The following is a 24,345-nucleotide window of genomic DNA, read 5'->3' on the forward strand; positions in this document are numbered from 1 at the left end:
AGATGATGTCCCCTGCCCGCAAGCGCGCGGATGTTCTGCTGGTCGAGCGCGGCCTGTTCGAGAGCCGGGCGCGGGCGCGCGCGGCGATCGAGGCCGGGCTCGTCACCGCCGACGACAAGCAGGTCGCAAAGCCGTCGGAGACCATCGCCGAGGACGCCGTGATCCAGGCCGAGCCCGCGCACCCCTACGTCTCCCGCGGCGGCGTCAAGCTCGCCGGCGCGCTGGAGCGCTACCCGATCGAGATCGAGGACCATGTCTGCCTCGACGTCGGCGCCTCCACCGGCGGATTCACCGAGGTACTGCTGGCGAATGGCGCGAGCCTCGTCTTTGCCGTCGATGTCGGCACCAGCCAGTTGCATCCCTCGCTGCGCGGTCACGCCAAGATCGTGTCGATGGAAGAGACCGACATCCGCGCCTATGACGGCAAGCGCCTGCCGGCGCGGCCCGATGTCGTCGTGATCGACGTCAGCTTCATCTCGCTCAAGACGGTGCTGCCCATCGCGCTGTCGCTGGCCGCCGCGCCGATGAGCCTGCTGGCGCTGATCAAGCCGCAATTCGAGGCGGACCGGAAGCACAACAAGAAGGGCATCGTCCGCGACGCCGCCGTGCACCGCGAGATCTGCGACGACATCGCCGCCTTTGCTGCCTCGCTCGGCTGCACCGGTATCGAGGTGTTCCCGTCGACGATCACCGGCGGCGACGGCAACATCGAATTCTTCCTGGGCGCGCGCCGTGGTTGAGCGCGTGACGATCGATCACGTCGGCCATCGCGGCGACGGCGTCTCGCTCGACGCTGGCGATGCCATCTATGTGCCCTACACGCTCGGCGGCGAGACCGTCGAAGTCGATCATGTCGTCGGCAATCATCCCGACCGCCGCAAGCTGCTGGTAGTGGACGTCGCCAGTCCCGAGCGCGTCGCGCCGTTCTGTCCGCATTTCGGCGTCTGCGGCGGCTGCGCGATCCAGCACTGGGCGACTGAACCGTATCACGCCTGGAAGCGCGGCATCGTGGTCGAGACCCTGGCCCAGGCCGGCATCGACTGCGAGGTGACGCCGCTGGTCGACGCTCACGGCGCGGGGCGCAGGCGCATCACGCTGCACGGCCGGTTCGGCACCCATGACATCCTCAAGGTCGGCTTTTCGGCTGCCAGCGCGCACGACGTCATCCCGATTGATCGCTGCCCGATCCTCGATCCCGGGCTCGAGGGTGCACTCGATGCCGGTTGGGCGCTCGCCGAGCTGCTGACGTCCAAAATGCCGGTGACGAAACCGCTGGACATCCAGGTCACCGCGACCGCCAACGGTCTCGATGTCGACGTGCGCGGCTCCGGCCCGCTGCCCACGTCGCTCGTGACGGCGCTGTCGCGCGTCGCCGAGCAGCACCGCCTGGCGCGGCTGACACGGCACGGCGAACTGGTGCTGCAACGCCTGCCACCGACCCTGCAGATGGGCCGCGCCGAGGTGACGCTGCCGCCGGGCTCGTTCCTGCAGGCGACCGTCGCCGGCGAAGAGACGCTCGCGTCGCTGGTCGCCGAGCGCATCGGCAAGGCGAAGAACGTTCTCGATCTCTTCTGCGGCGTCGGGCCGTTTGCATTGCGGCTCGCCGAGAAGGCCCGCGTCACCGCCCATGACAACGACGCCGGCGCCATTGCAGCGCTCGCAAAGGCCGCGCGCACGCCGGGTCTCAAGCCGATCAAGGCCGAGCCGCGCGATCTGTTTCGCCGTCCCCTGGTGGCGCCGGAGCTGCGCGATTTCGACGCCGTCGTGTTCGACCCGCCGCGCCAGGGCGCGCAGGCGCAGGCCTTGAAGCTCGTCGCGAGCAAGGTGCCGGTGGTGGTCGCGGTCTCCTGCAATGTCGCGACCTTTGCCCGCGACGCGCGGCTGCTGATCGATGGCGGGTACAAGATCGACGTAGTCGTGCCGGTGGATCAGTTCCGCCACACGCCGCATGTCGAGCTCGTTGCGAAGTTCACGCGCTAGTTAGCGTCGAAGGCCATTCAACGCCGGCGACTCGCCGGGCAGCATGTTCGATCTGAGATCGCTATCCATGCGGCCCGAGTCCTGCTGGGTGAACCCGGCCCCAAACGACAGGCTGAGGTTGGAGGTCGGCTTGAGCTCGACACCCGCAAATGCGCCGTAGCCGGGCGAGGCGCTGGAGGTGAGCGGCGCAAGCGAGCTGCCAATGCCGCCGCCGTATTTCAGGGTGTCGAACCCGGCAAAGAACGTGACGGGCATGCCGCCCGCGGTCTTGGTGTTGTAGCCGAACTGCGTGCTGTCGTAGGAGAGCGCGGTGAAATTGCCGCTCAGTCCGGCCGGGCTGAGGCCGCTCCAATTGAGATTGCCATGCTGGCTGCCGACAAAGAAGCCGTTCGCAGAATTGCTGCGGCCGCTTGCGTCGCCGCCATTGAAGCTCGGGAAAATGCCGTAGCTATCGGCGCTCTGGCCGGCAACACCGCCGAAGCCGAAAGGTCCGCCGGGGATCCAATATTGCAGGGGTGCGGCTTGCGCATGAGCCGGCGCTTCGCCGAGGCAGAGCAGGGCAAGAAAAACCGCGAGACCGCAAGAGGGTGTAAGCCTGAACATTCAAATAACCGTCGAAAAGCTTGCGAATTATACCCACCAGACATCATGAATGCCAGCATAGCGACACCATTCTTCCCTGAGTTCCGGGATCACGTTTTTCTGCCAATTTGAACTTCCCCCATGCCGGATTGACCCACCTAAGGGGGCGCGTCAGCACGGAGGCTGTCATGGAGGTCAATTCCGACAAGTTGAATGCCTTTATGGGCAAGATGGTCACCGAATTCGGGGCGGCGATGAATGCGTCGCTGGTCCTGCTCGGGGACAAGCTCGGTCTCTACCGTACCCTTGCCGCCAAGGGACCGATGAACTCGTCCGAGCTCGCAAGCGCCACCGGGACGGCGGAGCGCTACGTCCGCGAATGGCTCGCGAGTCAGGCGGCGTCCGGCTACATCGAATACGATTCCGCTTCGGCAAAATTCTCGATGCTACCGGAGCAGGCGATGGCGCTTGCCGATGAGGACAGTCCGGTGTTCCTCGGCGCGTTCGGCAATGTCATTGCCTCGGCGTTTCTCGACGAGCCGAAGATCTCGGACGCATTCAAATCCGGCAAGGGCGTCGGCTGGAACCGGCGCAGCGAGTGCCTGTTCTGCGGCACCGCCCGCTTCTTCCGGACCGGGTACATGCATCATCTGGTGCAGGAATGGCTGCCCGCGCTCGACGGCGTCGTGGACAAGCTGAAGCGCGGCGCCAAGGTCGCCGATGTCGGCTGCGGGCACGGCGTCTCGACACGGCTGATGGCGGAAGCCTTCCCGAACTCCCGCTTCTACGGCTTCGACTATCACGAGGGTTCGATCGAGGCCGCGCGAAAGGCGGCCACCGAAGCCGGATTGGGCGACCGGGTCAGCTTCGCTGTTCATTCCGCCAAGACCTATCCGGCCGAGGGCTATGATCTCGTCTGCTTCTTCGATTGCCTGCATGACATGGGCGATCCCGTCGGCGCCATCGGCCACGTGCGCGAGACCATGGCAAAGGACGGCACCTGCATGCTGGTCGAGCCGTTCGCAGGCGACCGCCTCGAGGACAATCTCAACCCGGTCGGGCGGGTCTATTATGCGGCGTCGACCATGATCTGCACGCCGGCCTCGCTCGACCAGGAGGTGGGCCTCGCACTGGGCGCGCAAGCGGGCGAGGCAAGGCTGCGCAAGGTCGCGCAAGAGGGCGGACTGACGCGCTTCCGCCGCGCCGCTGAAACGCCCTTCAATCTGATTCTGGAGGCGCGGATCTGATCTTCCGATTCCGGCGCGTGGCCGCGGCATATGCCATGCCGATGCTGCAGCCACGCCCGGCGCCGACACCCTCCCTCGCTCGCGCCGCGACATAAGCTGGCGATCGGACAAGGCGACGCGAGTCCGTCATGACGGGAGGACGACGAAGCCGCTCTCCATGAATTTGCGATGGCGCTGAATGGGGGCCGTGGATCATCGGAGGTGCCTGGCTGTCCGTTGGCGGACAAAGGGTCGACCTGCTCTATCGCAACGCCGACGCTGTCGAAGTCATCATGGAATCCTGTCGGGCCGGCATCATCACCATGGACTACCAACCCGGCCATCCACACGGCTTCTGCTCGGCGATCTGGATGGGCGAGATCGCATTGCCAACCACTGCGCGATCCGCAAGACCTGATCAACCGGTTGAAATCGATCGCGCTGCCCTACCCGCAACCGTTGCGGGATGCCCTGATCCGGCGCTTCCAGTGGGAAATCCTCTTCGGCATCGAGAATGCGGAGCTTGCGGCCGCACGTAACGAGCAGACCCATATCGCCGGATGCGTCTACCGGTCGCTGGCCTGCGTTGCGCAGATCGTGTTCGCACTGAACTAGCGCTATCTCATCAACGAGAAGGGTGCGCTATGGAAGCAGCGCGGTTACCGCTGACAATTCCGCATCTGGACGAGCAGGCGACGGAGATCTGGCGACTGATCGGCAATGGCGCTTTGGCGACCGCCTGCGACGTCTTGCGTCAGATCGACCGGCAATTGAAGGCGCTGACGCGGTCCAGCGAGCAGCAGCCGTGATCTGCTACGCCGTCCTGTCCACCGAGGACGATGTATCCGACGGCGGATATTTGGTCACGGGCACCACGAAGGACTTGTTGCGGACCTGGTAGATGATCTTGCCATTCTGCCCGTCGTCGGTCGCAATCTGCGCCTGGCCGAACATGATGACGTTCTTGTAGACGGTGCCGGTGCCCTGACGGGTGACGCCATCTGTGGTGACGCTGACCTGCGCTTCGTTGCCGTTGACAGCGAGCACCCTGAAGCTCGCGCTCTTGCCATTGTCACTGGAATAGCCGCCCCAGCTTCCCATCAGGCGGCTGTCGGAGGCCGGCGGCGCCTGCTTCTCGAGAGTCGCGGTCTGCTTGCCCGCGCCTGCAGATGACAACAGCACCAGACTCTTGCCGTCCTTGGTGCCGACCGTGACCGTGCCGAAGGTGAGAAGCGAACCGGCGACCTCGCCAAAGCCGCGCTCGGTGCGCCCGTTATGGGTGTACTCGACTTGCGCCCGGGCCCCGCGGATGTTCACGACCTTGAAGCTGACGGGCTGGTTGTTGCCAGCCCAATTGCCCTTCCACTCACCGAGCAGGGAGCTCTGGTGATACACTCGCTCGAGAGCGGGAGAAATCTGGCTGGTGCTCGAGGTGACGATGGCCATTGGGTTGCTCGGCGGATGTGTCTGACAGGCCCGCTTCTTTCGCGCCCCGACAGCAACGTCAGAACCTTATCCGGAAACAAATGAAAGCAGCCGATTAGGGCCACGCAAGGGTAAACGCATGGTTAAAATTCCATCGCCGGCAAATAGGGCAAAAGGTCTCGTCCGGTGGCCGCGCTCAGCGACCCCAGCGGTCCGACCAGATCTTCTCGCCGATCATGCAGTTCACACGCGGCTCCTTGTCCTTCTCCGCAACCCGCATCACGGGACGCTCCGGCATACGGCCCGCAACCTCCATCAAGAGCTTGGTGCGGATGGCTTCCTTGAACTTATCGCGGTCCTTGATCGTGATGACGAAGGAACCGGGGCCGCCGATGACGCAATCCTCATAGTAGAAATCGAGATTGTCGATATCCATAGTCGAGTAGGAGGGTTCCTTGACCATGATCGGCAGGCCGTTGATGACGATACCCTTCTCGATCGCTGCGTCGCGCGCAATCGTGACCGGAGTGCCATTGTTGTTGGGACCGTCGCCGGAAATGTCGATCACGCGGCGCAAGCCCCGATAGGGATCCTCGTCGAACAGCGGCATCGCGAAACTGATCGCGCCGGAGATCGAGGTGCGCGAGGCACGCCGGATCGGCGTCTTCAGGATTTCGGCGGCGACGGCATCGGCGGTCTCCGGTCCGTCGACCAGCCGCCACGGAATGATGATCTTCTGGTCGGTCGAAGCGGCCCACTCGAAATAGGTCACCGCGATCCGGCCGTTCGGGCCCAGCTTCAGCGCCTGCAGGAATTCCTTCGACTGGATCGCCTGCGCATAGCCTTCACGCTGGACCGCGAGCTCGTCCATGTCCATGGAGTAGGAGACGTCGACGGCGAGGATCAGCTCGACATCGACCGTCTGCGCGTCTCTGTCGGCTGCTTGCCGCTGCGGCTGATTTTTGAGTAGCGCCAGTCTGGGCGACTCAAACTTGGGTCCTGGTGCCGCGATGCCCGCGACGTCCCCTCCGGCGAACATGCCGGTCACCAGCACAGCCCCGATCGAGAACAGCAAGCGCATCGCAGCCTCCCGTCGTATGACCTGATGGTGACATGCAATCGCCTTGCCGCAAAGTCCGAAGATCGCTCGCGCTTCACATTCCGGTTAGGCATTTGCCAGTTAGGCATTTGCAGGCGGAATTGCGAAGCAGTACGCAAAGCAGCCGCGATGTTGCCGCGCTCGCGCCGCTGGACTGCGCGATCGCTGGCGCCGGCATGCCGTCATGTGCGGTCCGCTCCCGGACTGACGGGCCACTGGACAGCGCACCTCGCCCACTTGTCCGGCGCGATTTCCATGTTAGGCTGGCCGGACAGATGGGGATGGAGTCCCCCGACAACCGCCCGGCGGCCTGTGACCGTAGTGGGCTGATGACTCCTGCTTGAGGAGAGGCAATTTCTAGGCCTCTGCCTTCGGCGGGAGCATGGACAAACCCGCCGCCGGCGGGTTTTTTGTTGCCTGGATGAAGGCCGAGGAGAGGTCAAGCAGAGGCCGAGGAGAAGTCCTGGACGTGATGACGACAACACCGAATGCTGCGCGTGCGGGGCTGCCCAGGGGGATCTGGGTGCTCGGTTTCGTCTCGATGCTGATGGACGTCTCTTCCGAGATGATCCACGCGCTGCTGCCGGTCTATCTCGTCACCGTGCTCGGCGCCTCCACGCTCACCGTCGGCTTCATCGAGGGCATTGCCGAGGCGACCGCCTCGATCACGAAGATCTTCTCCGGCGCGTTGTCCGACTGGCTCGGTCGGCGCAAATTGCTCGCTGCGCTCGGCTACGGGCTGGCCGCGCTGACAAAACCGCTGTTCCCGCTTGCCCCCAGCGTCGAATGGCTGGTTGCCGCGCGCTTCATCGATCGCGTCGGCAAGGGCATTCGCGGCGCGCCGCGCGATGCGCTGATCGCCGATATAGCACCTATCGGTCTGCGCGGCGCGAGCTTCGGCCTGCGGCAGTCGCTCGACACCATCGGTGCGTTCGTCGGGCCGCTGATGGCGATCGGCCTGATGTGGTGGACGGCGGACAATTTTACGATGGTGTTCTGGGTGGCCGTGCTGCCGGGCTTCCTGTCGTTCGGACTGATCGCGTTCGCGGTGAGCGAGCCGGAGCCGGACCCCGGCCGGGAGCCGTCAAGGAATCCGCTGAATACCGCTGCGATGCGCCAGCTCGGGTCCGTGTACTGGCGCGTGGTCGCGGTTGGCGTCGTGTTCACGCTGGCACGTTTCAGCGAGGCCTTCCTGATCCTGCGTGCGCAGAATATCGGGCTCAATGCGATGTGGGTGCCGGCCGTGTTGGTGCTGATGAACATCGTCTATGCGTTGTCGGCCTATCCGGCCGGCGTGCTCTCGGACCGGATCAACCGCACCGGCCTGCTCGCGCTCGGCCTCGTCTTCCTCGCCGGCGCCGATCTCGCGCTCGCGCTGCTGCCAAACCTTGGCGGCCTCGCCCTCGGCGTCGTGCTGTGGGGACTGCATATGGGATTGACGCAAGGCCTGCTCTCGGCCCTCGTCGCCGACGCAGCGCCACCGAGCTTGCGCGGCACCGCGTTCGGCTATTTCAACCTGTTCACCGGCCTTGCCTTGCTGGCCGCAAGCGTGATCGCCGGCGCCTTGTGGGATGCCTATGGTCCGGCTGGCACGTTCCTGGCGGGGCTCGGCTTCGCGCTGGTCGCGCTCATGGGACTATTTGCCGTCGGCAACGGGCTGGCAACGGAGGAGAAACGATGACGGGGGGCTGTTCGCCGTGCTGAGCGGAGTGCTTGCGATTATGATCGGCAGCGTGCTGGGCGGCTGTGCGCGCTATTTCATCTCCGGCGCGATCGCGCGGCGGCTGGGCGAGACGTTTCCGTGGGGCACCGTGACCGTCAACGTCACCGGCGCCTTCCTGATCGGCATTTTTGGCGCATTGGCGACCCATCCCGGCTCGGTCTTCGCCGCGCCCGATCCATGGCTGTTCGCGGTCACCGGCTTTCTTGGCTGCTACACCACGGTGTCCTCGTTCAGCCTGCAAACGCTGACGCTGGCGCGCAACGGCGAGGCGATGCACGCGCTCGGGAATCTCGCGGTCTCGGTCGTGCTCTGCCTCGCGGCCGTCAGTTGCGGCTTCCTCCTCGCGGACACTCTGGGAGGCTAGAGGCAGATGAAGTCCCCCTCCTCTGCCGATCGCTGGCGCACCGCGACGCTCTATGCCTGGATTGCCGCCGGCAGCATGGTCGGCGGGCTAACGCGCTATCTGGTCGGGCTCGCGCTCGACACCGGCTCCGGCTTCCCGGTCGCGACGCTGTTCATCAACGCCACCGGCTCACTAGTCATCGGCTTCTACGCGACGCTGACCGGGCCCGACGGCCGCCTGCTGGCGCGGCCCGAGCACCGGCAGTTCGTCATGACCGGGTTCTGCGGCGGCTACACGACCTTTTCAACCTTCAGCCTGGAGACCTTCCGCCTGTTCCACGGCGGCATGAAATATACGGCGCTCGCCTATATCGCGGCATCCGTCATCTGCTGGCTGGTGTCGGTATGGGCAGGCCACATGATAGCCAGCGGCACCAACCGCTTGCGAAGGAGCTGACCATGCAAATCCTTAATCAGGCAGTTTCGCTCCGGATCTTCCTTGGCGAGAACGACCAATTCGACGGCAAGCCGCTCTATGAAGCGATCGTGATGACGGCGCGCGAGCGGCATCTGGCCGGCGCCACCGTGCTGCGCGGCCCGATGGGCTTCGGCAAGTCCAGCCGGCTCCACACTTCCAAGATTCTGCGGCTCTCGGAAGACTTGCCGTTGCTGATCGAGATCGTCGACAGCGAGGACAACATCAATGCATTCCTGCCCATCCTAGATGGCATGATGTCGAGCGGCCTGATCACCTTGGAGAAGGTGCAGGTCCTGCAATATGGTGAGAAGGCCGCGCGCTGAGCGCGCCGGCAGGAACCCGAGCCCGCCATATCCGGGAGGCGGAATGAACGATACCGTTGCCAAACCGAAAACCAGGACGAAGACCAAGGTCGAGCGGCCGAAGCTGCATAAGGTCATCCTGATCAACGACGACTTTACGCCCCGCGAATTCGTCACGATGATCCTCAAGGCCGAGTTCCGCATGACCGAGGATCAGGCCTACAAGGTGATGATCACCGCCCACAAGCTCGGCGCCTGCGTCGTCGCGGTCTTCACCAAGGACGTCGCCGAGACCAAGGCTACCCGCGCAACGGATGCCGGCCGCACCAAGGGCTATCCCCTGCTGTTCACCACGGAGCCGGAGGAATAGTGCACCGGTCCGGCTTTGGTGCTTTTGCGCCCGCTTTCGATTTCGGCGCCGAATCTGCTCTGCCGAATAGTGTATCTATTGGCTGTCAACAGGCGCATGCTGAGCCATCACCGGCTCATCACGGCATCCATCGGTGACTGAGAGAGTCTTTGCGCTCCCGCCCAATGCGGAGCGTCCTATGCAAGACACCACCAAGCGCACCATCCCTCTGAGCAATCGCCTTGCCCAATTGGCAGCCGAGGCTCGCCGTCGCGCAGAGATTGCCCCGCCCGGCGTTCAGCGGGAATCGCTGCTCAAGGCGGCGCGATTGAGTGAAACGGCCTCGCACATTCATGATTGGATAAGCCTGCCTGGCCCCAAAACCCCGAGGTAATGGCAAGCAAACCTTGTCGACCGCCTGTTCACGTCGAGCGACGATCCGGGCCAAGGGCGGCATCCGCCTTCAAATCGCACTTCAAATATAAGTTGTATGAAATGAACTATATTTCATTTTGGTTGTTATAACAGCGTCCCCAAACGAAACGGGGCGGTCAACAGCCAAAGCAGCCCAAATGATGAAATCTCTTGTCGCGTTCGCGATGTTCGCGCTCCTCGGAGTGTCCGTAATGGTGCTGCCCGGTTTTGCTCCGCAAGTAAAAGCGCGCGAAACCGTTGCTTTGGCGAAGGCGGACCGGCTGGCGAGCCTTCCGGTGGCGCGGAATTGCCTGGGCCAGGTCTGGCCGGACTTCGAAGCATCGTGTCTGCGCCGGGGTGAATCCGATGTCAGGGTTCATGAAGCTCGTTTGGTGACGGCTCGCCGCTAGACCAACCATCGCAAAGCGCCGGCCGAGCTTGTCGGATGATCCAGGAAAGTGTCGTGCACAGATGTCAACGCCCCCAACCTCCTTGCCGAACGTTCTCGTCGTCGAAGACGAGATGATCCTGCGCATGCGCGCGGTCGATATCGTAGAGGATGCAGGCTTCTGCCCTGTGGAGGCCGTCAACGCCGACGAAGCCATCTCGATCCTCGAGTCGCGGTCGGACATCTCGCTTCTGTTCAGCGACATCCAGATGCCCGGGACCATGGACGGCCTGAAGCTGGCCCACGCGGTGCACGATCGCTGGCCTGCCATCAAGATCGTACTGGTCTCCGGTCAGGTAAAGCCGTCTGAAACCGAAACGCCGGCGGACAGCCGCTTCTTTCGCAAGCCGCTCGCCGTCGACGAAATGATCTCGCAGTTGCAGACGATGATCGGAGCGGGCGCGCTAAAAATCCTTCCGACCACAACGGATCCCGGGGAAAACCTTGGGGTTGCCCGATCGCCACAGGAATCGGTTCTGGTGGCGGAGAACGACAATCTGCGCCTGTTGCTGGAACAGGCCGACACCGACGCCAAGGTCCTGCTCGCTCAAGCCGGCATCGAAGCCCACGAACGCGAGGCGGCCGACAAGTTGCAAAAGCTCATCCTCGGAGAGCTGCATCATCGCATCAAGAATACGCTTGCGACGGTGAGCGCAATCGCAGCCCAGAGCTTCCGGGCCGCAATCAATCTCGAGCAAGGCCAAAAAGCCATGGATGGCCGCTTGCTGGCGTTGGGGCGCGCCCACGACCTGTTGATACAGGTCAGCTGGTCCAATGCGAGCCTCACTCATACCCTGAGCGGCGCCACCGATCCCTATGACGGTCAGGGAGGTCGACGATTCCATTTCAATGGGCCGGATCTCCGGATCACATCCGGTGCCGTGATAGCGCTCGCGATGACGTTCAACGAGCTCTGCACCAACACGACGAAGTTCGGCGCACTGTCCAGTTCCTCCGGACATGTCGAGATCGCATGGACGGTGGACGAGATCGAGCAAAGGCTGCGCCTGAAGTGGAGCGAAAGCGGCGGCCCCGTGGTGGCGCCGCCGACACGACGGAGCTACGGCACCCGGATGATCGAGTCGCTCGGCCAGCAACTGAACGGACAGGTGCGGCTGGCCTACGAACCGTCCGGATTTGTCTATCAGCTGGATGTACCGCTGAAGTCGGTGATGGCGTCGAACGCCTGAATTCTGCTCACCAGGCTGACGGCGGCGGACATCCGAGGATGACCTCAGGCCATCACCACCGGCGTCTCCTCCGTCAGCCCGTACACGCGCTGCGCCTTGGAAAAGCCCGCGATCGGGAATTCGCCGAGCTCGTGCCAGTCGTGGTGGCAGACATTGGCGAAGCCTTCTGAGGCCACGACGGTCCGCCCCAGGCGACCCGTGATCTTCTCCAGCCGCGCAGCAAGATTGACCGCGGGGCCAATGCAGGTGAAGTCGAGGCGGTTGCCGCCGCCAATATTGCCGTAGAGGATGTTGCCGACGTGGAGCGCCACGCCGAAGCGGAAGCGCTCGACGACGTCGCCGACAGGATATGCGAGCGCCTCGACACTGGCGCGAGATTCGCGCGCTGCCTCCAGCACCCGCGTGCAGACATGCGCGGCATCGCCGACATATTCGTCGATCGGGAATACCGCGAGCAGGCCGTCGCCCATGAATTTCAGCACCTCGCCGCCATGGCCGCGGATCGCGGCAACCTGGCAGTCGAAATAATGGTTGAGGATCTCGACCACGGTCTCGGCCGGCAGCCGGTCCGACAGCGCCGTGAAGCCGCGCAGATCGGAGAGCCAGATCGCAGCCTGCATGGTGTCGTTGTGGCCGCGGCGGATCTGACCGCCAAGGATGCGCGCGCCGGCACGATTGCCGACATAGGTGTCGAGCAGCATCTCGGCGGTGCGGCGCAGGCTGATGATCTCGGTGATGCGCGCGAGCGGCTTGACGATGGTGTGAATCGCCGCGATGTGTTCATCGGTGAAGCCGCCTGGATGGCGCGTTGTCCAGCTCGTCGCGTGGACCGAGCCGTCGAGAAACTGCATTGGCGTCGCGACGTAGTCGGTTACGCCTTCGGCACGCATATCGTCGAAAAAAGGGAAATGCTTGCTGCCGGGATCGTCCATGCGTCCCCGCACCTCAAGTCCCTGCTCGAACACGACCCGCAGCGGACTTCTGGCGAATTCCGGCGTCTCCAGGATCTCGAAATCGACCGTGCCGATCTCGACCTCCTCGCCTTCCCGCCAGATGAAGTTGCGACCGAAAATTTCGGGATGCAGCGTGCGGATGAAGATGCCGAACCGCCATAGCGGCAGACCGGCTGCAACCATCCGTTCGCAGGCTTCGGCCGTCATCTCGGCCGGGGCCTTCGACGACCAGGCGCCGTCGATCAGCCAGTTGGTGATACGTTGGAGCTCGGAGCTTTCCATGCGCGCATTTGCGGACGAAGTTGTGGGATCGTCAAGCTGCGCGGTGGACTAGTGGCGCGATACAAGCGCCCTGCGGAACGCTAGCGCCCGACCTGGCCGCGGTCGCGCAGGAAATGATCCGCCAACACGCAGGCCATCATGGCTTCGCCGACGGGGACGGCGCGGATGCCGACGCAGGGATCGTGGCGGCCCTTGGTCATGATCTCGGTGTCGGCGCCGTTGCGATCGACGGTGAGACGCGGCTGCAGGATCGACGAGGTCGGCTTGACGGCGAAACGCACCACCACCGGCTGCCCCGTGGAGATGCCGCCCAGCACGCCACCAGCGTGGTTGGACAGAAAACGCGTGCCGTCATTGCCCGTGCGCATCTCGTCGGCATTCTCTTCCCCGGTGAGTTCGGCCGCGCCGAAGCCGGCGCCGATCTCGACGCCCTTCACCGCATTGATGCTCATCATTGCGGCGGCGAGCTCGGCATCGAGCTTGGCGTAGATCGGGGCGCCAAGGCCAGCCGGCACACCTTCGGCGACGACCTCGATCACCGCGCCGATCGAGGAGCCGCTCTTGCGGATGCCGTCGAGATAGGTCTCGAAGAACGCGGCCTTGTCCTTGTCCGGACAGAAGAACGGGTTTTTCGCGATCTCGTCCCAGTCCCATTTCGCGCGGTCGATCTTGTGTGGCCCCATCTGCACCAGCGCGCCGCGCACCTTCACATCGGGCAGCACCTTTCGAGCGATCGCGCCGGCGGCGACGCGCGTCGCGGTCTCGCGCGCCGAGGAGCGGCCGCCGCCGCGATAGTCGCGCAGGCCGTACTTCGCTTCATAGGTAAAGTCAGCGTGGCCAGGCCGAAACTTGTCCTTGATCTCGGAATAGTCTTTTGAGCGCTGGTCGGTGTTCTCGATCAGGAGCCCGATCGGCGTGCCCGTCGTCACCTGCACGCCGGTCTCCGGATGCGCCATCACGCCGGAGAGGATCTTGACCTGGTCCGGCTCCTGACGCTGGGTCGTGAAGCGCGACTGGCCGGGTCGGCGGCGATCAAGATCACCCTGGATGTCGGCCTCGACGAGCGGGATCATGGGCGGGCAGCCGTCGACCACGCAGCCGATCGCCACCCCATGGCTCTCGCCGAAGGTCGTGACGCGGAACATGTGGCCGAAGGTGTTGAAGGACATCCGTATCTAGCTCGTAAGTCAGTGCTGACTTAACTCGCCCTGAAATTGGGGTCAAATGCCTACACGGTCGTCATGGCCGGGCTTGTCCCGCCATCCACGTTCTTGGCCCACAAGCGCAAAAGGGCGCCCCGGGCATGACGGCGCAGGACGCGCAAGCGAACCGGCTTAACTAAACTTCTCCAACCGCCCGTCGCGGAACACGTAGACGGCGCCCTGCTCGATATAAAGTTCGGCGGCGCTCGCCGGCGTCTCCAGGCCGAGTGAAACCATCAGGGCCCGGCAGGTCCCACCATGGGCGACCGCGACGGTGTCGGTCCGGAGTTGGTCGTACCAAGCGCGCACGCGGACCTGCACATCGGCGTAGGTCTCTCCGCCCGCGGGGCCCACCGTCCATTTGTCGGCGAGGCGCCGGGCGTAGATGTCGGGATCGGAGGCCTCGCTCTCGGCCAGCGTCAGTCCCTCCCAGGTGCCGTAGCCGATCTCACGCAGGCGATCGTCGAGCGTATAGCCCGCAGTCGGCAGTTCGAGCTTGCTCCGCGCCAGTTCCATGGTCTCTCGTGCGCGGCCAAGCGGACTCGACACGTAGGGTAATGCGGCCTTGTCGCGGTCCTCGCGCTTGAAGAGATCGGCGAGAATGCCGCCGGCCTGCACCGCCTGACCGCGACCGCGTGCGTTCAGCGGAATGTCCTTGATGCCCTGAAGCCTCCCGAGCGCATTCCACTCGGTCTCGCCGTGGCGAAGGTAATAGATCGTGGGGACGGGCATTGCTGGGTGAAAAGTTAGTCCTTCCCGCCGAACGAAATGTCCGGCGCGTCCGGGCGCTTCATGCCGAGCACGTGATAGCCGGAATCGACGTGGTGCACCTCGCCGGTGACGCCGCGCGAGAGGTCGGAGAGGAAATACAGCGCGCTGCCGCCGACGTCTTCCGTGGAGACGTTGCGCCGCAGCGGTGCGTTGGCCTCGTTCCACTTCAGGATATATCTGAAATCGCCGATGCCGGACGCCGCGAGGGTCTTGATCGGCCCCGCGGAGATCGCGTTGACGCGGATATTCTTCTCACCGAGATCGACGGCGAGATAACGCACGCTCGCTTCGAGCGCCGCTTTCGCGACGCCCATGACGTTGTAATGCGGCATCCACTTCTCGGCGCCGTAATAGCTGAGCGTGATGAGCGAGCCACCGTCGGTCATCAGCTTCTCGGCGCGCTGCGCCACCGCCGTGAACGAATAGCAGGAGATCAGCAGGGATTTCGAAAAATTCTCCTGCGTGGTGTCGACGTAGCGGCCGTCGAGTTGCTCGCCATAGGCGATCGCATGCACCAGAAAGTCGATCTTGCCCCACTTCTCCTTCAGCACCGCGAAGGCCGCATCGATGGTCGCAGCATCGGTGACGTCGCAATGGCCGAGCACGAGCCCGCCGATCTCGGCGGCGAGCGGCTCGACGCGCTTCTTCAGCGCATCGCCCTGATAGGTGAAGGCAAGCTCCGCGCCGGCCGCGTGGCATGCCTTGGCAATGCCCCAGGCGATCGAGCGGTTGTTGGCAACGCCGAGGACCACGCCCCGCTTGCCCTGCATCAGACCTGAATTCTGCGCCATTTTGCTAACGTCCCGTCGAGCTCCCGGTGAGGTTTGGAGGTACACCAGCCCTCCGTTGCGGTACAGTCCTAATACGCGGCGTTAACGCTGTTTCAAGCGCCGGAATAGCCGTTCCGCTCGGGTGTTATGATCGTTGTGGCGCTCGCGCCGACATCAGGACGTCAAGACCGCAATGAGTGCGTTTCGCCAGAGTGTTGAAGCCATGATCCCGGCGTTGCGCCGCTACGCCCGCGCGCTCACGCGCGAGGCGGATGCGGCCGACGATCTGGTGCAGGATACGCTGGTGCGGGCGCTGCGTTCGGAGCGTCTGTTCCTCGGAGGCGACGTCAGGAGCTGGCTCTATACGATCCTGACCAACCTCAACAAGAACCGGCGGCGTTCGCTGGCACGACGGCCGCAATTCATGCAGCTGACGGAGAACAACCCGGATGCCAGCGGGACCGAAGCCGAAGGGCGCGATATCGAGAGGGCGCTGGCGACGCTCGTCGAGGAGCAACGCTCGGTGCTGCTCCTGGTGATGCTGGAGGGCATGAGCTACCGCGAGGTCGCCGACATCCAGGGCGTGCCGATCGGCACAGTGATGTCGCGCCTGGCACGCGCCCGCGCCCACGTCAAAGCCTCGCTGGAGGGCGAGCGCCCGGCGCTCAGGCGGGTGAAATGATGGCAGGATTGATGCATCGCGCCGGTCGTTTCTCCTGCATGGCGCGGAAAGCGGCGCAGTTGAACCACGAAGAACATTTTGGGCCGCAGAGCCAGAGACGATCGATATGAACGACCGCAAGATCCCAGTGACCGAGGACGAACTGCACGCCTATGTTGACGGCGAGCTGCCGGCCGAGCGCCGCGCCGATGTCGAGGCCTGGCTTGCCGCGCAGCCCGAGGATGGCGAGCGCGTGCAGTCCTGGCGCGCCATGGCCGAGATGCTGCACGCCCGCTACGATTCCGTCGCCCAGGAGCCGGTGCCGGCGCGGCTCGAGCTCGAACGGCTGGAGCGCCGCCCGCGGCACTGGCTCTATGGCGCCGCCGCGGCTGTGCTGGTGGCCTTCATGGCCGGCGGCACCGCCGGCTGGCTGGCGCACGGTGCCGCCAACGCGCCCTCGACTTTCCAGAGCTTTACGACCGACGCACTCGACGCCCACCGCCTCTATGTCGTCGAGGTTCGCCATCCCGTCGAGGTCGGCGGCAACGAGCGCGACCACCTCCAGGCCTGGCTGACCAGACGCTGCGGCTGGACCGTGTTTGCTCCGAACCTGGAGGCGAGTGGACTAAAGCTCGTCGGCGGCCGGCTCTTGCCGGGGCCGAACGGCCCGGCGTCGTTCCTGATGTATGAGGGCGCCTCGGGCGAGCGGTACACGATCTACACCGCCAAGACCGAGAATGGCGCGACGCAGATGCGGTATGCCAGAACGGACAAGGACGGGGCGCTGTTCTGGTCGGAGCGCGGTGTCGGCTACGTCGTCAGCGGTGGCGGCGACCGGGACCGGCTGACCAAAGTGGCGCAGGCGGTCTACGACCAAGCAGAGAAAAGCGGCACCTAGACAACCACGCAAACGCGGTGCCTCGATTCCGACATTGAAAATTTGGAATGAAGACATCGGCGCGTCTCATTATCGCACCGGATGATCACGCGAAAATGAGCAGCGTTCGATCCGCCGATCGACGCGGGCGGCCTCGATTGGGGTTTTTGGTACCGCGCTGGTCCCCCTCTCGAGGCCGCACCTTTTTATCGGCTGCCCCGCCGGACAGCCGACACGTCGAGCACGTGAGCCAAGAAGGGCTACCACGCCTCGGGCATATGATGAGCATCATCTCGATGCACGACGCTCTCAGTCTTTAGGAGAACCCCTCACACTTTCCGGATCACACTTAGCCAAGCCCGCTACGTGGATTGTAGGGGCGCTGCTCCCGCCACTTTTCCATCAATGCTTCAAGCTCGGCGTCGTTCCCGTCCGGTAGCATAATCCTGACGGTGACGAAGAGATCCCCGGTTCCACCAGTTTTTGGCAATCCTTTGCCCTTGAGGCGGAAGGTCCGGCCGCTGGAGGTGTTTTGCGGAACCGAAAGCTCTACGGCATTGCCGAGGGTGGGCACGCGGACCTTGCCGCCAAGCACCGCCTCGTAGAGCGTGACCGGCAGGTCGATCCTGAGATCGGCGCCCTCGATCTTGAAGAACGGATGCTGCGCGATGCCGATCGTGATCAGGAGATCGCCCGGCGGGTGGCCCTGAGCGCTCTCGCCCTGCCCCCGCAACCGGATCTGCTGGCCTTCGGTCACGCCGGCCGGAATCTTGACGTTGAGCTCCTTGCCGTTCGGCAGCCGGACGCGCTTCTCGCCGCCCTTCACCGCCTCCTCCAGCGAGACGGTCATGGCGACATTGACGTCGAGATCGAGCCCGATCCCGCCGGTGTCGAATTCGAACTGGGCACCGCCGCCGGCCCCTGGGCGCGGACGCGGCCCTCCTCCGAACATGCTGTTGAGGATGTCCTCGAACGCGCCGCCGCCCGGACCAGGGCCCGCGCCGCCACCGCGGAACGTATAGCTCTCGAACCCGCCGGGACCCGCGCGCCCGCGCGGCCCACCGCCGCCGCCCGGAAAACCCTGGAAGCGCGGCTTGCCGTCGGCGTCGATCTCGCCGCGGTCGAATTGCTTGCGCTTGTCCTCGTCGCCGAGGATCTCATTGGCCGTATTGAGCTCAGCGAAGCGCTCGGCCGCCTTCGGGTCGTTCTTGTTGCTGTCGGGATGGTGCTTCTTGGCAAGCTTGCGATAGGCGCTCTTGATCGCGGCAGCGTTGGCGCTCCGCGGCACCCCCAAGACCTCATAGGGGTCGCGCATCCGTCACGTCTCCTTCAAGAAATCGAATTGTTCAAAGGGCTCCCCGCCCCAACTGAGCCTCATGTGGGGGGCGAGTGGTATTTTTGCAACTAGCCTGGTGAAGCGATTCCTAGCTCCGCCACGGCTTTAGCGTATGAATCTCCCAACTGCCACGGCTGCTTTGGCAGCCCGCGCCCTGGAGCCAGCTTTCGGTGCTGCCATTGACGTAGCTCGCCAGGAAGTCGCGGCACTTGCGGCCGTCCTCGGCGGCATAGGATTGCGCGATCGGCGTGACCGAACCGCGCGCCCCGGTTTCCGGATTCTCCCAATGCTGGCTGGAATCCTTATCGTTCTTGCTGAGCACGTCGGAGGCGGCGTTGCGGGCAAAGGCGAGATCGGTCTCTGTCGGTGCCGCCACCCTGGCCGGCATTGCGATCGAGCCGGTAAGGTCGCTGTCATCGGCCTTGGCGTAGGCACTCTTGTCGTTGCGGGAAAAGCTGCAACCGCCGGTGCCGAGTCCGATCAGAATGATCGTCATGACGAAGCCGGACGGCCGGATCGCCGATAGGCCAACGCGTCCCCATACCCTATATAGGGCGGTAGCAGACAACAACGCGTTTTGGACCGCAGGACGCAACTCGGACCCCAGACATGACCGACACGACCTCGATGAAACACCAGACACCCTTAACATCCGGTGATTTCACCGCCGCCGACGAGCCGTTTGCGCTGTTCGAGGCCTGGCTGAACGAAGCCATCAAGAGCGAGCCGAACGATCCGAACGCCATGGCGCTCGCGACCGTCGATCCCGACGGCCTGCCGGACGTGCGCATGGTGCTGATGAAGGGCTTCGATACCGATGGTTTCGTCTTCTACAGCCACATCGCCAGCCAGAAGGGCCGCGAACTCGCCGCAAATCCTAAGGCGGCGTTACTTTTTCACTGGAAGTCGCTGCGCCGTCAGGTCCGCATCCGCGGCAACGTGACGCCGGTGACCGAGGCCGAAGCCGACGCCTATTTCGCCACCCGTCCCAAGCAGGCGCAGATCGGCGCCTGGGCGAGCAAGCAGTCGCAGGAGCTCGAGAGCCGCTTCGCTTTCGAGCAGGCGATCGCCAAGGTCGCCGCCAAGCACATGATCGGCAAGGTGCCGCGTCCGCCGGGCTGGAGCGGCTGGCGTATAACACCGTCGCGTATCGAGTTCTGGCACGACCGCCCGTTCCGCCTGCACGACCGCATTGAATTTCGCCGTGACGCGGCCGGCCAGAAATGGTCCAAGACGCGAATGTATCCCTAGAACTTTGTTCGAGAATGATCCCTTCGGAAAACCGCTGCACAGTTTGCGCTAACGCGGCCCTCCGGGTCCGGATCATGCTCCAGCCTGAAAGATGTCCATGCCGCAGTCGTCCAATGCGCCGCGCCGTACGCTGCTCCTGACCGGGGCGAGCCGCGGCATCGGCCATGCCACCGTGATCCGTTTCTCCTCGGCCGGCTGGCGCGTGATCACCTGCTCGCGGCATCCGTTCCCGGAGGATTGTCCCTGGGACGCGGGCCCTGAGGACCATATCCAGGTCGACCTCGCCACCCCCGCAGATACCACGCGCGCGATCTCCGACATCCGCGACCGTCTCGAAGGCGGCATGCTGCATGCGCTGGTCAACAACGCCGCGATCTCGCCGAAGGGGGCCGGCGGCTCCAGGCTCGGCTCGATCGACACCGACCTCGACACCTGGACGCACGTGTTCAATGTCAACTTCTTCGCGCCGATCATGATGGCGCGCGGGCTGATCGAGGAATTGAAGGCGGCCAAGGGCTCTGTCGTGAACGTCACCTCGATCGCGGGCTCGCGCGTGCATCCCTTCGCGGGCGCGGCCTACGCCACCTCGAAGGCCGCGCTGGCGTCCCTGACGCGCGAAATGGCCTCCGACTTCGGCCGCGTCGGCGTGCGCGTCAACGCGATCGCGCCGGGCGAGATCGACACCTCGATCCTGTCGCCGGGCACCGAGAAGATCGTCGACCAGCAGATCCCGATGCACCGGCTCGGCACACCGGACGAGGTCGCCAAGATCATCTACGTGCTGTGCACGGACACCAGTTCTTACGTCAACGGCGCCGAGATCCACATCAACGGCGGCCAGCACGTGTAGGCTACCGCGTCATTGCAAGCGCAAGCGAAGCAATCCAGACTGCCTCGGTGAGGACAGTCTGGATTGCCTCGTCGCTTCAGTGCAAAATTGCTTCGCAATTTTGTCGCGAGCTCCTCGCAATGATGATGCTGGAAATTACGCCGGAGAAGCAAGGCGATCCAGACAACGCCGCCGCAAGACCTGGATCGCCCTTAGCTTTCCGTTCCTCAATCGAGTCGAATCCGACGTGACCTCTCGCGTGGCTGCGGAGCGGCCGTGCTGATTGCAGTCGAGCAATCGTCGTCGTTCTCGCCGTCGAGCAGCGGAGCACCACAGTGCCGGCACATGCGCGCCGACATCGACGACGCCTTGCCGCTCGTCGCGACGTGGCGATAGCTCGCCAGATCGATGACGTTGGGGGGCGTCGTTATGTGTTTTTCAACCATGGCTGTTCCTCGCGGCTTACCTGCTCCTTATCGCAGACAAGTTTCGCGCAAACGTTCAGCCCACCGCTCAAATTTTACCGGAGGAATTGGGGCGGCGAGCACACATCGCCGTGCGGCCGCAATCCCGCTCTATTCTGCGACACCAGACACTGTGTCTCTGCGTCCGGCGTAAGGTCTCGGTCACTATTACAGCCACTTCTTCCACTTGAATATCCAGTACGGAACGATCGCCGCAATCAGCATCAGCACCAGCGCGAACGGATAACCGTGCACCCATTCGAGTTCCGGCATCGACTTGAAGTTCATGCCGTAGATCGAGGCGATTAGCGTCGGCGGCATCAGGACAACCGCCATGACCGAAAACAGCTTGATGATGTTGTTCTGCTCGAGATTGACGACGCCGAGCATGGCGTCGAGCACAAAGGTGATCTTGCTGGAGAGATAGGAGGCATGATCGGTCAGCGAGACGACGTCACGCTGCATGGTCTTGAGCTGCTCGCGCATGTCCTTCGACCATTTCACGCCCTCCACCACCGCGGAAAGGAAGGCGACGACGCGGCCGATCGAGACCAGGCTCTCGCGGACCTTGGAGGTCAGATCGCCCTTGCGGCCGATCGAGATCAGGATTTGCGAATATTGCTTGGCGTGACCGTGGCGCTCGCTCTCCGGCTCGAAAATGTCATGGGAGACCTGATCGATCTCGGCGCCGCAGCGCTCCAGGATGTCGGCGCAGCGGTCGATCACGGCATCGAGCAGCTCCATCAGCACCATCTCGCCGGTGATGGCCGGTGTGCAGGAACGGGCCAGCTTGGCCTCGACCAGCGCAAAGGGCTTGGGCTGGTCATAGCGCACCGTTACCAGGCGGTGGTCGCCCAGAATGAACGTGACCGCCGTGGTCCTCGGCATATCGGTATCGGATTGGCACATCAGCGTCGCGGTCATGTAGCGCGCGCCGTTCTCCATATAGAGGCGGCTCGAGATCTCGATCTCCTGCATGTCCTCCCGGGTCGGGATTGCGATCCCCGAGAGCTTCTCGACGGCTTTGTCCTCGGCCGCGGTGGGGTTGACCAGGTCGATCCAGACCGCATGCTCCGGGACTGCTGCGAGATCCTCGATGACGGCCTTCTTGAGGGAGGACTCGAAGGGAACGAACACAGAAAACATGCACAACTCCAGCAGGGGCCTGCGACAGACTGACAGCGCTTAGCGCGATTCTGACAAGTTGATGATGACAAGCACATTAACGGAGCGTTTGCATTTGTGGCGACGCCATGGCCCAACTGTGGCACGGAATCGACACTTACGACCGTTTTGCCCAAAAACCGGCGCTGGCCCGCAAAACTTGCGGCAGAAAAGCCACAGGTAAGGTCTTGCAGCGCGGGAGAAGCGTCGTGAGGCTGGAATTGTGGCAGATTTCAACGATAATGGGGCCAACGGAATCGTGGAATTGGGCTTACTCAAGCTCCACGAAAGCTTGTTGTTGTCGATTGGAACCAAATCATGTCGTCGCTGAAAGTTACGCTGGGTATTTTGGCCGCTGGCCTGATGCTGTCGGGCTGCATGCAGGCCACGCATTTTGAAGCGACCGACACCAAGGCCTTCAAGCCGAAGGACAAGGAACTCCTTGCCAAGGTTCGGTACGAGAACACCCCGGTCGCAGAGCCGTTCCGCCGCGCCATCGTTGAGTACCACCGCAAGGAATCGCCGGGCTCGATTGTGGTCGATTCCGACAACCATTACCTCTACTACGTTCTGGATGGCGGCAAGGCGATCCGCTACGGCATCACCGTCGGTGAAGAAGCCATGGCTTGGTCGGGCATCGCCAAGGTGGGCAGCAAGACCGAGTGGCCGGCCTGGCACCCCACCCCCGGCGAAATTTCGCGCCTGGGCGTGCCCACCTTCGTCGCCCCCGGTCCGGACAATCCAATGGGCTCCCGCGCGATGTATCTCTACTCCGGCGGCAAGGACACATTGTTCCGCATTCACGGCACCAACCAGCCGGAATATATCGGCGCGTCGATCTCGTCGGGCTGCATCCGCCTGACCAACGAGGACGCGATCGACCTCTATGATCGCGTCAAGGTCGGCACCCTCGTTGTGGTGCTCGAGCCCAAGCATGGCGACTCGCCCTACAATTCACGGCTTGCGCTCGGCGGCAGCCAAACTGGCCAGGCGGGCAGCTACTGATCAGGTACCTGATCTCTGACATTCAAAAGCGCCGGTCTCACCGGCGCTTTTTTGTTGCCGGCTTGTGCGGCCGGGCTTTTTGGCCGTCGGCCGCCGGCTTGTCCGGGGAGGCAGCCGACTTCTCCGACGCCTCGTCGTCAATTCCTTGCTTCGTCTCGGGCTTGGCCTCGGGCTTCGCTTCGGGTTTGGCCGCGACCTCACGCGGCGGCGCCTCCTCGGGCCGTTCCGCCGGCAGCAGCGGGGCAACCTGCGGCAGCGGATCCCAGACGTTCCACTGGCAGATCCGGTAGTCGTTGCGCCGCTGCGCGAGATCGAGATGGATATGGTCCTCGTGGTACCAATCCGAGCCGGGGCCGAGCACGGTCGAAAAGCGCGAGCAGACCGAATGCAGCACGCGCTCGCGCACCTCGCGCGGCATGGTGCGGTCGGTCAGGCCGATCGACTGCCCGTTAGCGAGCTTGATGGCGCGCACATCGATCGCATTGGCCTTGCCGTGCTCGGACAGCATGGCGCCGACGACGCGGTTGCGGCCACGACACTCGAAGCTGTCGAAATTGTCGAGATCGCTGATGGTCGAGCCGAGGCTCGCGGCCAGCGGCACCACGTCCTTGCGCACCCAATCGGCGATTGCGGATGCCATGGTGCAGCGGAGGATCGCCGCCGGCTTGACCGCCACCTTGCGCTTGTCCGGCAGCACGATGGCCTCGAGCCGCACCAGATCCTCGCCGCCACAGGCGCCGGGGCCGCGGATATCCGGGATCGAAGGCGCGATCGCGATCTCCTCGGTCAGCGCGAGGCGGCACGCCGAGGCCTGCTTCTCGGGCGGCGGCGCGGCTTCGGCGGGCTGGGCGGCGCCAGGTTTGTCCGCGGAAGGCTTGTCTTCGGTCTCCGCAGGAGCCTCGTCCGATGCCTTGGCCGACCCCTTGGGGGCCTCCTCGGGGCGAGGTCTTGGGAGCGGGATCCTGCCAGAGATATTGGCAGAATGAACCGTGGCGCGCGGCCGTGGTGCCGCAATACCAAAGATGTCCAGCGGGGACCCATATTTGCGCGCCTCTGCCCGATCCGCGAGCCCGAGCGCGACGGTAACCATTGCCGCGCCGACGGACATATAGCCGCGATAAGACCATTTGCGGCGAAAGGCGGGCAGGCTAAAACTCATGACAATTCTTTGGCCCAACGCTGAGAGCGACAATCCGCCCAGCGGCTTCTCGGAGGAACGACG

Annotated in this window: 29 protein-coding genes and 1 riboswitch; of the genes, 17 read left to right on the forward strand and 12 right to left on the reverse strand. The window is 64.0% G+C overall.

Annotation, left to right across the window (positions count from 1 at the left end; translation table 11 throughout):
- Positions 1-5 precede the first annotated feature (5 nt).
- Together BcanWU425_RS29155 and BcanWU425_RS29160 are read left to right on the forward strand one after the other, a co-directional pair.
- Positions 6-740 (forward strand): TlyA family RNA methyltransferase, encoded by a 735-nt coding sequence (locus tag BcanWU425_RS29155; RefSeq protein ID WP_085384123.1) that lies wholly within the window; start codon positions 6-8, stop codon positions 738-740.
- Complete coding sequence (locus BcanWU425_RS29160) at positions 733-1,980, forward strand: class I SAM-dependent RNA methyltransferase (RefSeq protein WP_204513896.1); 1,248 nt, start codon at positions 733-735, stop codon at positions 1,978-1,980. Before BcanWU425_RS29155 ends, BcanWU425_RS29160 begins: the two co-directional genes overlap by 8 nt.
- On the opposite strand, the gene BcanWU425_RS29165 is transcribed toward BcanWU425_RS29160, so the two are convergent.
- On the reverse strand, positions 1,981-2,583 hold the full coding sequence (locus BcanWU425_RS29165) for a hypothetical protein (RefSeq protein WP_204513895.1): 603 nt from the start codon (positions 2,581-2,583) through the stop codon (positions 1,981-1,983).
- A 167-nt stretch (positions 2,584-2,750) separates the two neighbouring features.
- Between BcanWU425_RS29165 and BcanWU425_RS29170 the strand changes: the two genes are divergently transcribed.
- The 3 genes from BcanWU425_RS29170 to BcanWU425_RS29180 all read left to right on the forward strand — a co-directional run bounded on the left by BcanWU425_RS29170 (position 2,751) and on the right by BcanWU425_RS29180 (position 4,597).
- Positions 2,751-3,809, forward strand: a complete 1,059-nt coding sequence (locus tag BcanWU425_RS29170; protein ID WP_204513894.1) for a class I SAM-dependent methyltransferase — start codon at positions 2,751-2,753, stop codon at positions 3,807-3,809.
- Positions 3,810-4,214: 405 nt separating this feature from the next.
- Positions 4,215-4,403: a hypothetical protein gene (locus BcanWU425_RS29175; RefSeq protein WP_204513893.1), complete on the forward strand. Its 189-nt coding sequence runs from the start codon at positions 4,215-4,217 to the stop codon at positions 4,401-4,403.
- Positions 4,404-4,432: 29 nt separating this feature from the next.
- Entirely contained in the window at positions 4,433-4,597 is a 165-nt protein-coding gene (locus BcanWU425_RS29180) for a hypothetical protein (protein ID WP_018456253.1), read from the forward strand.
- Between the two features lie 4 nt (positions 4,598-4,601).
- Here the strand turns inward: BcanWU425_RS29180 and BcanWU425_RS29185 are convergent, their stop codons facing one another.
- A complete protein-coding gene (locus tag BcanWU425_RS29185) occupies positions 4,602-5,234 on the reverse strand; it encodes a hypothetical protein (protein WP_018456252.1) in 633 nt (210 codons plus the stop codon).
- Positions 5,235-5,409: 175 nt separating this feature from the next.
- Positions 5,410-6,294: a DUF1194 domain-containing protein gene (locus tag BcanWU425_RS29190; protein ID WP_018456251.1), complete on the reverse strand. Its 885-nt coding sequence runs from the start codon at positions 6,292-6,294 to the stop codon at positions 5,410-5,412.
- Between the two features lie 286 nt (positions 6,295-6,580).
- A riboswitch (Fluoride riboswitch) is annotated at positions 6,581-6,658 on the forward strand.
- A 126-nt stretch (positions 6,659-6,784) separates the two neighbouring features.
- Between BcanWU425_RS29190 and BcanWU425_RS29195 the strand changes: the two genes are divergently transcribed.
- From BcanWU425_RS29195 to BcanWU425_RS29225, 7 genes are all read left to right on the forward strand, one after another.
- Positions 6,785-7,993 carry an MFS transporter gene (locus tag BcanWU425_RS29195; RefSeq protein WP_085384122.1) on the forward strand — a complete coding sequence of 403 codons (1,209 nt, stop codon included), beginning with the start codon at positions 6,785-6,787 and terminating at the stop codon, positions 7,991-7,993.
- Between the two features lie 16 nt (positions 7,994-8,009).
- The gene (crcB, locus tag BcanWU425_RS29200) at positions 8,010-8,399 is read left to right on the forward strand and encodes a fluoride efflux transporter CrcB (RefSeq protein ID WP_026233119.1); all 390 of its coding nucleotides are present in this window, start codon (positions 8,010-8,012) and stop codon (positions 8,397-8,399) included.
- 6 nt (positions 8,400-8,405) lie between these two features.
- Complete coding sequence (gene crcB / locus BcanWU425_RS29205) at positions 8,406-8,834, forward strand: fluoride efflux transporter CrcB (protein WP_085361373.1); 429 nt, start codon at positions 8,406-8,408, stop codon at positions 8,832-8,834.
- 2 nt (positions 8,835-8,836) lie between these two features.
- Positions 8,837-9,178 (forward strand): DUF190 domain-containing protein, encoded by a 342-nt coding sequence (locus tag BcanWU425_RS29210; RefSeq protein WP_085384121.1) that lies wholly within the window; start codon positions 8,837-8,839, stop codon positions 9,176-9,178.
- A 43-nt stretch (positions 9,179-9,221) separates the two neighbouring features.
- Positions 9,222-9,527 (forward strand): ATP-dependent Clp protease adapter ClpS, encoded by a 306-nt coding sequence (clpS, locus tag BcanWU425_RS29215; RefSeq protein ID WP_007594672.1) that lies wholly within the window; start codon positions 9,222-9,224, stop codon positions 9,525-9,527.
- A gap of 551 nt (positions 9,528-10,078) precedes the next feature.
- A complete protein-coding gene (locus BcanWU425_RS29220; protein WP_026233118.1) occupies positions 10,079-10,330 on the forward strand; it encodes a hypothetical protein in 252 nt (83 codons plus the stop codon).
- Between the two features lie 112 nt (positions 10,331-10,442).
- On the forward strand, positions 10,443-11,558 hold the full coding sequence (locus BcanWU425_RS29225; protein ID WP_231188772.1) for an HWE histidine kinase domain-containing protein: 1,116 nt from the start codon (positions 10,443-10,445) through the stop codon (positions 11,556-11,558).
- Between the two features lie 44 nt (positions 11,559-11,602).
- Here BcanWU425_RS29225 and BcanWU425_RS29230 read toward each other — a convergent pair whose 3' ends face one another.
- From BcanWU425_RS29230 to fabI, 4 genes are all read right to left on the reverse strand, one after another.
- Positions 11,603-12,793 carry an adenylate/guanylate cyclase domain-containing protein gene (locus BcanWU425_RS29230; protein WP_204513891.1) on the reverse strand — a complete coding sequence of 397 codons (1,191 nt, stop codon included), beginning with the start codon at positions 12,791-12,793 and terminating at the stop codon, positions 11,603-11,605.
- Positions 12,794-12,873: 80 nt separating this feature from the next.
- Positions 12,874-13,962 (reverse strand): chorismate synthase, encoded by a 1,089-nt coding sequence (aroC, locus tag BcanWU425_RS29235; RefSeq protein WP_018456243.1) that lies wholly within the window; start codon positions 13,960-13,962, stop codon positions 12,874-12,876.
- A gap of 165 nt (positions 13,963-14,127) precedes the next feature.
- A complete protein-coding gene (locus tag BcanWU425_RS29240; RefSeq protein ID WP_204513890.1) occupies positions 14,128-14,727 on the reverse strand; it encodes a histidine phosphatase family protein in 600 nt (199 codons plus the stop codon).
- A gap of 14 nt (positions 14,728-14,741) precedes the next feature.
- Complete coding sequence (gene fabI, locus BcanWU425_RS29245) at positions 14,742-15,557, reverse strand: enoyl-ACP reductase FabI (RefSeq protein ID WP_204513889.1); 816 nt, start codon at positions 15,555-15,557, stop codon at positions 14,742-14,744.
- Positions 15,558-15,729: 172 nt separating this feature from the next.
- Here fabI and BcanWU425_RS29250 point away from each other — a divergent pair, with 172 nt between their 5' ends.
- Positions 15,730-16,218, forward strand: coding sequence for a sigma-70 family RNA polymerase sigma factor (locus tag BcanWU425_RS29250; RefSeq protein ID WP_007594679.1), 489 nt, complete (start codon positions 15,730-15,732; stop codon positions 16,216-16,218).
- 106 nt (positions 16,219-16,324) lie between these two features.
- Positions 16,325-17,095 carry an anti-sigma factor family protein gene (locus BcanWU425_RS29255; protein WP_085352549.1) on the forward strand — a complete coding sequence of 257 codons (771 nt, stop codon included), beginning with the start codon at positions 16,325-16,327 and terminating at the stop codon, positions 17,093-17,095.
- A 328-nt stretch (positions 17,096-17,423) separates the two neighbouring features.
- Here the strand turns inward: BcanWU425_RS29255 and BcanWU425_RS29260 are convergent, their stop codons facing one another.
- The gene (locus tag BcanWU425_RS29260; RefSeq protein ID WP_018456238.1) at positions 17,424-18,389 is read right to left on the reverse strand and encodes a DnaJ C-terminal domain-containing protein; all 966 of its coding nucleotides are present in this window, start codon (positions 18,387-18,389) and stop codon (positions 17,424-17,426) included.
- Positions 18,390-18,498: 109 nt separating this feature from the next.
- On the reverse strand, positions 18,499-18,906 hold the full coding sequence (locus tag BcanWU425_RS29265) for an RT0821/Lpp0805 family surface protein (RefSeq protein WP_018456237.1): 408 nt from the start codon (positions 18,904-18,906) through the stop codon (positions 18,499-18,501).
- Between the two features lie 113 nt (positions 18,907-19,019).
- On the opposite strand from BcanWU425_RS29265, the gene pdxH reads away from it, so the two are divergent.
- Entirely contained in the window at positions 19,020-19,661 is a 642-nt protein-coding gene (gene pdxH / locus BcanWU425_RS29270; protein WP_018456236.1) for a pyridoxamine 5'-phosphate oxidase, read from the forward strand.
- Positions 19,662-19,758: 97 nt separating this feature from the next.
- Positions 19,759-20,511 carry an SDR family NAD(P)-dependent oxidoreductase gene (locus tag BcanWU425_RS29275; protein ID WP_026233115.1) on the forward strand — a complete coding sequence of 251 codons (753 nt, stop codon included), beginning with the start codon at positions 19,759-19,761 and terminating at the stop codon, positions 20,509-20,511.
- A 206-nt stretch (positions 20,512-20,717) separates the two neighbouring features.
- Here the strand turns inward: BcanWU425_RS29275 and BcanWU425_RS29280 are convergent, their stop codons facing one another.
- Both BcanWU425_RS29280 and BcanWU425_RS29285 read right to left on the reverse strand, forming a co-directional pair.
- Positions 20,718-20,936, reverse strand: coding sequence for a hypothetical protein (locus BcanWU425_RS29280; RefSeq protein ID WP_026233114.1), 219 nt, complete (start codon positions 20,934-20,936; stop codon positions 20,718-20,720).
- 186 nt (positions 20,937-21,122) lie between these two features.
- The gene (locus tag BcanWU425_RS29285) at positions 21,123-22,100 is read right to left on the reverse strand and encodes a magnesium transporter CorA family protein (RefSeq protein WP_018456234.1); all 978 of its coding nucleotides are present in this window, start codon (positions 22,098-22,100) and stop codon (positions 21,123-21,125) included.
- A gap of 336 nt (positions 22,101-22,436) precedes the next feature.
- Here BcanWU425_RS29285 and BcanWU425_RS29290 point away from each other — a divergent pair, with 336 nt between their 5' ends.
- Complete coding sequence (locus BcanWU425_RS29290) at positions 22,437-23,123, forward strand: L,D-transpeptidase (RefSeq protein WP_018456233.1); 687 nt, start codon at positions 22,437-22,439, stop codon at positions 23,121-23,123.
- A 37-nt stretch (positions 23,124-23,160) separates the two neighbouring features.
- Here the strand turns inward: BcanWU425_RS29290 and BcanWU425_RS29295 are convergent, their stop codons facing one another.
- Positions 23,161-24,282, reverse strand: a complete 1,122-nt coding sequence (locus tag BcanWU425_RS29295; RefSeq protein WP_085352550.1) for an extensin family protein — start codon at positions 24,280-24,282, stop codon at positions 23,161-23,163.
- Positions 24,283-24,345: the final 63 nt, after the last annotated feature.

It is taken from the genome of Bradyrhizobium sp. WU425, from assembly GCF_021052305.1.
Lineage (GTDB): Bacteria > Pseudomonadota > Alphaproteobacteria > Rhizobiales > Xanthobacteraceae > Bradyrhizobium > Bradyrhizobium canariense_D.